At 64.5% G+C, this 6,841-nt stretch carries 8 protein-coding genes and 2 pseudogenes; 5 read left to right on the top strand and 5 right to left on the bottom strand.

Features of this window, described 5'->3' with window-relative positions; genetic code table 11:
* Positions 1-452: pseudogene (locus AC5DC2_RS16740) on the bottom strand (DNA recombination protein RmuC); the annotation flags it as partial.
* A gap of 155 nt (positions 453-607) precedes the next feature.
* Between AC5DC2_RS16740 and def the strand changes: the two are divergent.
* The 5 genes from def to arsH all read left to right on the top strand — a co-directional run bounded on the left by def (position 608) and on the right by arsH (position 4,100).
* On the top strand, positions 608-1,150 hold the full coding sequence (gene def / locus AC5DC2_RS16735) for a peptide deformylase (protein WP_024708308.1): 543 nt from the start codon (positions 608-610) through the stop codon (positions 1,148-1,150).
* Between the two features lie 47 nt (positions 1,151-1,197).
* A complete protein-coding gene (fmt, locus tag AC5DC2_RS16730) occupies positions 1,198-2,136 on the top strand; it encodes a methionyl-tRNA formyltransferase (RefSeq protein ID WP_491699295.1) in 939 nt (312 codons plus the stop codon).
* Positions 2,136-2,882, top strand: a complete 747-nt coding sequence (gene truA, locus AC5DC2_RS16725) for a tRNA pseudouridine(38-40) synthase TruA (RefSeq protein WP_024708310.1) — start codon at positions 2,136-2,138, stop codon at positions 2,880-2,882. Before fmt ends, truA begins: the two co-directional genes overlap by 1 nt.
* 76 nt (positions 2,883-2,958) lie before the next feature.
* Entirely contained in the window at positions 2,959-3,378 is a 420-nt protein-coding gene (gene arsC, locus AC5DC2_RS16720; protein WP_024708311.1) for an arsenate reductase (glutaredoxin), read from the top strand.
* Positions 3,375-4,100 (top strand): arsenical resistance protein ArsH, encoded by a 726-nt coding sequence (gene arsH / locus AC5DC2_RS16715; RefSeq protein ID WP_024708312.1) that lies wholly within the window; start codon positions 3,375-3,377, stop codon positions 4,098-4,100. Before arsC ends, arsH begins: the two co-directional genes overlap by 4 nt.
* Positions 4,101-4,184: 84 nt before the next feature.
* Here arsH and AC5DC2_RS16710 read toward each other — a convergent pair whose 3' ends face one another.
* The 4 genes and pseudogenes from AC5DC2_RS16710 to AC5DC2_RS16695 form a co-directional block, all read right to left on the bottom strand.
* A complete protein-coding gene (locus AC5DC2_RS16710) occupies positions 4,185-4,652 on the bottom strand; it encodes a hypothetical protein (protein ID WP_491699294.1) in 468 nt (155 codons plus the stop codon).
* Between the two features lie 72 nt (positions 4,653-4,724).
* The gene (locus AC5DC2_RS16705; protein ID WP_152534532.1) at positions 4,725-5,309 is read right to left on the bottom strand and encodes a hypothetical protein; all 585 of its coding nucleotides are present in this window, start codon (positions 5,307-5,309) and stop codon (positions 4,725-4,727) included.
* Positions 5,293-6,489: a succinyl-diaminopimelate desuccinylase gene (gene dapE, locus AC5DC2_RS16700; protein ID WP_024708315.1), complete on the bottom strand. Its 1,197-nt coding sequence runs from the start codon at positions 6,487-6,489 to the stop codon at positions 5,293-5,295. Before dapE ends, AC5DC2_RS16705 begins: the two co-directional genes overlap by 17 nt.
* A 94-nt stretch (positions 6,490-6,583) precedes the next feature.
* Positions 6,584-6,841 (bottom strand): annotated as a pseudogene (locus tag AC5DC2_RS16695) (2,3,4,5-tetrahydropyridine-2,6-dicarboxylate N-succinyltransferase); the annotation flags it as partial.

The raw sequence follows: 6,841 nt of genomic DNA, 5'->3' as shown, positions 1-6,841 counted from the left end.
CGCCCCTGGCCGAAAGCGCCGCGCGTCTGCTTGTTGGAGAGGATCGCCTGCAGGCCGACCACGTCCTTGGCGAGCGACTGGATATTGTTTTGCGCGGCGTCGATCACGGCAAGCCGCTCCTGCAGCCGGCGCAGGTTTTCATGCGTCGTCTGGTGCTGCTGGTGCAGCGTCGATCCGATGCGCTGCGAGAGGCCGTCGAGACGGGAGCCGAGCGCGGCGTTGAGCTCCGACTGGCGGCTGCCGAACAGTTCCGCCATCGTCGCCATCCGTCCCTGCATTTCCGTTTGCGCACGAACCAGATTGTGCAATTCGCGCTCAAGCGCGGCCGAGCGTCGGCTCGAGCCGGATCTGAGCGCCAGCGTGAGCGCCGCTCCGGCGAGCAGCAGGGCCACAGCCCCGGCCAGAACAATGACCGGGTCCGCCGCCGCGATTGCATTCATCAGTCTGTCCATCAGGCGCCCTCTCTTGAATCGGGACCAGCATAGAATTATCTGGGAGAAAGATCAAAACAAGAACATTGTTATTTTGTCCGCCGCTGAACCGCGCGAAGGGCGTGCGGTGGAACGAAACCGTTTCCTCTTTCGCCAACATGCGCTATCAGAGCCCCATGACAACGATGCCTTTGATAATTCTGCCGGACCCGCTGCTGCGCAAGGTCTCCGAACCGGTCGAACGCATAGACGACGACCTGAAGAAACTCGCCGCCGACATGCTGGAAACGATGTATGAGGCGCCCGGCATCGGGCTTGCCGCCATACAGGTCGGCGTGCCGCGCCGCATGCTTGTGGTCGATGTCGCCAGCAGGGATGAGGAAGAGGGCGAAGACGAAGGAGAGCGGAAGAAGAACCCGCTTGTCGTCATCAACCCCACCATCCTGACCGCCTCCGACGAACGCTCGGTCTATGAGGAAGGCTGCCTGTCGATTCCCGAATTCTTCGCCGAGGTCGAGCGCCCGGCGCGCGTGAAGGTGCGCTATACCGATCTTGACGGCAAGGAGCAGGAGATCGACGCCGACGGCCTGCTTTCCACCTGCCTGCAGCACGAGATCGATCATCTCGATGGCGCGCTGTTCATCGACTATCTCTCGCGGCTGAAGCGCGACAGGGTGATCAAGCGCTTCACCAAGGCATCGCGCCAGCAGAAGATGTAGGCCCTGGTTTTTGCCCCGGGCCGCTCACCATCGCGAAAGGAGACAGCATGGCGCTCAGGATTATCTTCATGGGAACGCCGGATTTCTCCGTGCCGACCTTGCGGGCGCTGGTGGAGGCCGGGCACGAGATCGCCGCCGTCTACACGCAGCCGCCGCGCGCGGCGGGCCGGCGCGGCCTCGCGGAAGTCAAGTCGCCGGTGCATCAGGCGGCGGAGCTTCTCGGTCTTCAGGTCCGCACGCCGGTCAATTTCAGGCAGGAGGAGGATCGCGCGGCGTTCCGCGGGCTTAATGCCGATGTCGCCGTGGTGGTCGCCTACGGGCTTCTCCTGCCGGAGGCGATACTGACCGGAACGCGGCTCGGCGCCTATAACGGCCATGCGTCGCTTCTGCCGCGCTGGCGCGGGGCGGCGCCCATCCAGCGCGCCATCATGGCCGGCGATGCGGAGACCGGCATGATGATCATGAAGATGGACAAGGGGCTCGACACCGGACCGGTGGCGCTGACCGGAAAGGTCGCGATCGGCGAGAACATGACCGCCGGCGAGCTGCATGACCGGCTGATGCTGAAGGGCGCGTCGCTGATGGCGGATGCGATGGTCAAGCTGGAAGACGGCGACCTGCCGCTGGCCCCGCAGGCCGAAGACGGCGTGACCTATGCGAGGAAGATCGAGAAAGCCGAGACCCGGATCGATTTCTCCCGGCCGGCGACCGAGGTTCACAACCACATTCGCGGCCTTGCCCCTTTCCCCGGGGCCTGGACGGAAATCCCGACGGAGAAGCGCGCGGAGCGGGTGAAGGTGCATGAAAGCCGCATCGGCGCGGGGGCGGGGCCGGCGGGTACCGTGCTCGACGCAGAACCGCTGACCATTGCCTGCGGTGAGGGGGCGGTCCGCCTCGCGCGGCTGCAGAAGGCCGGCGGCAAGGTGCTGGACGCGGCCGATTTTCTGCGCGGCAATGCGTTGCCCGCCGGATCGGTCATCGCCTGATGCCGCGTTACCGCTGCACGGTCGAATATGACGGCACGGCCTATGTCGGCTGGCAGCGCCAGGCGACCGGCCGCTCCGTCCAGGGCGCGCTGGAAGAGGCCGTCAAAGGCTTTTCCGGCGAGGATGTGTCGATCCGCGGCGCGGGGCGGACGGATTCCGGGGTGCACGCTCTTGGCCAGGTCACCCATTTCGACCTTGAGCGGACCTGGAGCGAATTCACCCTGCTCAATGCGGTGAACGCCCATCTCCGCCTGGCGCGTGACGGTATTGCCGTGACCGAGGTGAGCGAGGTTGGCGATGATTTCGACGCGCGCTTTTCCGCCGTCAAGAGACATTACCTTTATCGCATCATCAACCGCCGGGCCCACCTGGCGGTCGAATTCAAACGGGCCTGGTGGGTGCCGCGCCCGCTCGACCACGCTCTGATGCACGAGGCCGCGCAGCGCCTCGTCGGCCGGCATGATTTCACCACCTTCCGCTCGGTCCAGTGCCAGGCGAAGTCCCCGGTGCGCACGCTGGACCGGCTCGATGTCACCCGCTTGGGCGATGTCATCGAGATACGCGCCTCGGCGCAGAGCTTCCTGCACAACCAGATCCGCTCCTTTGCCGGCACGCTGAAGCTCGTCGGCGAGGGCAAGATGAGCGTCGAGGACGTTCAGGCGGCGCTTGAAGCCCGCGACCGGCGGGCCTGCGGAACTGTCGCCCCGCCCGAAGGGCTTTTTTTCATGCAGGTCGACTATCCGTAAGCGGAATGCCGGGTTGCATTCGCCGGCAGTCACATGTATCAATAATTCCAGATTTATGGATATATTGGAGGCCCCGATGCCGGTGACCATCTATCACAACCCCAATTGCGGCACCTCGCGCAACGTCCTGGCGATGATCCGCCAGTCGGGCGAGGAGCCGGAGATCATCGAATATCTGAAGACGCCGCCGACGCGCGCGCGTCTTGTCGCGCTGATCGGCGAGATGGGGATTCCGGTGCGCGATCTCCTGCGCCGCAAGGGAACGCCCTATGATGACCTCGGCCTCGACGATCCGGCGCTTTCCGATGAGGCGCTGATCGACGCGATGATGGAGCATCCGATCCTGATCAACCGGCCGATCGTGGTGACGGCCAAGGGGACGAAACTCTGCCGCCCGTCGGAGACCGTGCTGGAGATCCTGGATAATCCGGATATTGGCGGGTTTTCGAAGGAGGATGGCGAGGTCGTCGTCCCGGCGAGGGACAAGTCCGCATGAACCTGCCGGAAGATAACGACATGCCGCAGCTGGATCGGGAAGCTTTCCGGCCGATCGACCGGACGCGGCTTTTTGCCGCGGACGACCTTTCGCATCCGCCGCGCATCCTGATGCTTTACGGCTCGCTGCGCGAGCGCTCCTATTCGCGGCTTTTGACGGAAGAGGCCGCTCGGCTTCTGAAAGCCTATGGCGCCGATGTCCGCATTTTCGATCCGCATGGCCTGCCGCTGGTCGGTAGCGCGCCGGATGATCACCCGAAGGTGCAGGAACTCAGGAACCTGTCGATCTGGTCCGAGGCGCAGGTCTGGTGCTCGCCGGAACGTCACGGTGCGATGAGCTCGGTGATGAAGACGCAGATCGACTGGCTGCCGCTGTCCTCCGGGGCGGTACGGCCGACCCAGGGCAGGGTGCTGGCGCTGATGCAGGTCTGCGGCGGCTCGCAGAGCTTCAACACGGTCAACCAGCTGCGCATTCTCGGCCGCTGGATGCGGATGGTCACCATTCCCAACCAGTCCTCGGTCCCCAAGGCCTTCACCGAATTCGACGAGGCCGGCCGGATGAAGCCGTCCGCCTATTACCGCCGCGTCGTCGACGTGATGGAGGAGCTGATGAAGTTCACGCTGCTCCTGCGCGGACGCAGCGATTACCTGACCGAACGCTATTCGGAACGGGTGGAGAGCGCCGCGGAACTGTCAAAGCGGGTCAATCAGCGGGCGCTGTAACGTACTTTGAAATTTTTGCGACTATCAATCTCCCCTCAAGGGGGGAGATTGAGTCATGGGGCAGCCATCCGGGCAAGTCCCGCTTCAGTTCGGATCGAAACTCTGGCCGGCCACGCAGGCGATTTGGGCGGCATTCGGCTGGGTCGGGAGGAGCGAATAGGCGGCGCGCTCATCGCGGCTTTCGCAGATCGGACGTTCGATGGTGGAGAAGCCCTTGTCAGCCAGGCAGCGGTTGATGACGCGGTTTCGAAGCTTCTCATTGGTATCGTAGCTGTAGCTGGAGACGGGCGTGGTGTAGCCGCCGACTTCGCCGCAGATCGTGTTCTCGCCATCGGTGTTGCAATCGATGACGCCGGGCACGCTGTAGCCGCCGGTCACTTCCGTGACCATGTTCTGCGGCACGTCCTTCAGCGCCTGGATGAAGCACTGATCATAGGCCTGCTGGCGCTCGGCGCGTGTGCTGCCCTCCTTGTAGAGCACGTCGATCGGCCCCGACTGGCAGCCGGCCAGCGCCGCAAGCACGACGAAGGATAAGATTGTCTTTGTTTTCATGTCCTTGCCCCCCCAGGGATGCTTCGCGGCTACGATTGCGGCAGGCGGACATCCTGTCAAACCGGAACAGTCTCAGCCGCCCATGATATAGCGCGTGCCGATATCCGTGATGAGAAGCGCGGTGATTGCCGAGGCGATGATGGCCGCAGCCGTGGGCAGCGCCTTCTCGTTCATCAGCAGGTAGACGATCCGGATCTCGACGAGGAAGGCGGCGAGCACGACGGCCTGGAACACGAGCAGCAATATGCTGCCAAGCGGCTGCAGGCCGGTCGCGATCAGCAGGATCGCGAGCGCGGCGAAGATATTGATCGGTAGGCTCATCCAGTTGGTGGCGACCACGATCTTCAGGAAGGAGCGGGGCATGCCGGAGACCATGCAGACGAGCCCCAGCACCACCAGCGGCCCCATCCATCCAAGCCCCTGGACAAGTGCGCTTCTGAAGATCTCGCGGGCGCCGACGGGGATGGTCCGGGGAACGAGCACGGAGAGGCTGACGAGTTCGCTCGCGACCATGAAGGGGAAGGAGAAGGCAAGCGCCCAGAACGAACGCGCCAGGCCGCGTTCGGTGAAATCGAGATAGCGCGTATGGGCGGGATCGCCCTTGATCAGCAGCCACAGGCCGCGCATGTAAAACAGGATTTCACCGGGCATCGGCAAGGGCGAACCACCTTTCGATGAAATGTCCGTATATGTCGGTCAGCATTTCCAGGTCGGCGACCGGCACATGCTCGTCCACCTTGTGCATGGTCTGGCCGACAAGGCCAAACTCGACCACCGGGCAGTAATCCTTGATGAAGCGCGCATCCGAGGTGCCGCCGGTGGTCGAAAGCGCCGGCCGCCGGCCGGTCACCGTCTCGACGGCCGCGGCGAGGCTGCCCGAAAGGCGCTCGTTGCGGGTGAGGAATACCGGGCTGACGCGGCCGAGCCATTCGAGCGAAAACAGCGCCGGCGCGCGGCCCGGCCTCAGCTTCCCGTCGGCGGCCGCCTGGTTCAGCCGGGACGTCAGTTCATCCTTCAGCGTCTCCTCGCTCCACAGGTCGTTGAAGCGGATGTTGAAGGTCGCCGAAACGCTTTCGGGAATGACGTTGGTGGCTGCGTTGCCGGTGTCGACCGAGGTTACTTCCAGGTTGGACGGTGGGAAGAGGTCTGTGCCGTGGTCGAGCGGCTCGCCCATCAGGGCGTCCAGCATCGCCGTCATGGCGCGAAGCGGATTGTCGGCAAGATGCGGATAGGCCACATGGCCCTGCGTGCCGGTGACGGTCAGCCTGCCGGTCAGCGATCCCCGGCGACCGACCTTGATCATGTCGCCGAGCGTATCGGGATTGGTCGGCTCGCCGACAAGGGCGGCATCCCATTGCTCGCCGCGCGCTCTCGCCCATTCAAGCAGTTTTTCCGTGCCGTTAATGCCGGGACCCTCCTCGTCGCCGGTGATCAGCAGCGAGACGGAGCCGGAAAGCCGTTGGCCCCCGTCGAGAAGCCGGGCAAGCGCCGCGATGAAGCAGGCGATCCCGCCTTTCATGTCCACCGCGCCGCGCCCGAACAGGAGCCCGTCGGCGATCTCGCCGGAAAAGGGCGGATGGCGCCAGGAGGCCGCGTTTCCGGGCGGCACCACATCCGTATGGCCGGCAAACATCAGGTGCGGGCCGGAGGTCCCGAGCCGCGCATAGAGGTTTTCCACGTCGGGCGTTCCGTCCGTGTGACCGGTCATCCGCTCGACCGAGAAGCCGAGCGGCGTCAGCATCGCCTCCAGGGCCGACAACGCCCCGCCTTCCTCCGGCGTAACCGAAGGGCAGCGGACAAGCGTTTGCAGGACGGAGACGGGATCGGAGAGCTTCATAGGGAAATATCTAGATGTTTTTTCGGCCGTTGCGAGGGCTTGGCAGGCGCCGCGCGGTGTTTTTCCGGCGGCGCCTTCTGGCTTTTCGCCTTTATCAGTCGCGCAGAAGCTCGTTGATGCCGGTCTTGGAGCGCGTGCGCTCGTCGACGCGCTTGACGATGACGGCGCAGTAGAGGCCCGGTCCCGGCGCGCCGTTGCCCATGGGCTTGGCGGCGGGCAGCGTGCCGGCGACGACGACGGAATAGGGCGGGATTTCGCCGAAGGTGATCTCGCCGGTGGCGCGATCGACGATCTTGGTCGACTTGCCGATATAGACGCCCATGCCGAGAACCGACCCCTCGCGCACGATGCA

The sequence above is a fragment of the Martelella sp. genome (genome assembly GCF_984369615.1).
Note: the sequence above shows the minus strand (reverse complement) of the source record. Positions and strands in the feature narration are given on the sequence as shown.

Excerpts from the sequence above, each read along its gene's own strand:
- def (WP_024708308.1), top strand. The coding sequence starts at position 608 with ATGACAACGATGCCTTTGATAATTCTGCCGGACCCGCTGCTGCGCAAG.
- arsH (WP_024708312.1), top strand. The coding sequence starts at position 3,375 with ATGAACCTGCCGGAAGATAACGACATGCCGCAGCTGGATCGGGAAGCT.
- AC5DC2_RS16710 (WP_491699294.1), bottom strand. The coding sequence starts at position 4,652 with ATGAAAACAAAGACAATCTTATCCTTCGTCGTGCTTGCGGCGCTGGCC.
- dapE (WP_024708315.1), bottom strand. The coding sequence starts at position 6,489 with ATGAAGCTCTCCGATCCCGTCTCCGTCCTGCAAACGCTTGTCCGCTGC.
- fmt (WP_491699295.1), top strand. The coding sequence starts at position 1,198 with ATGGCGCTCAGGATTATCTTCATGGGAACGCCGGATTTCTCCGTGCCG.
- arsC (WP_024708311.1), top strand. The coding sequence starts at position 2,959 with ATGCCGGTGACCATCTATCACAACCCCAATTGCGGCACCTCGCGCAAC.
- truA (WP_024708310.1), top strand. The coding sequence starts at position 2,136 with ATGCCGCGTTACCGCTGCACGGTCGAATATGACGGCACGGCCTATGTC.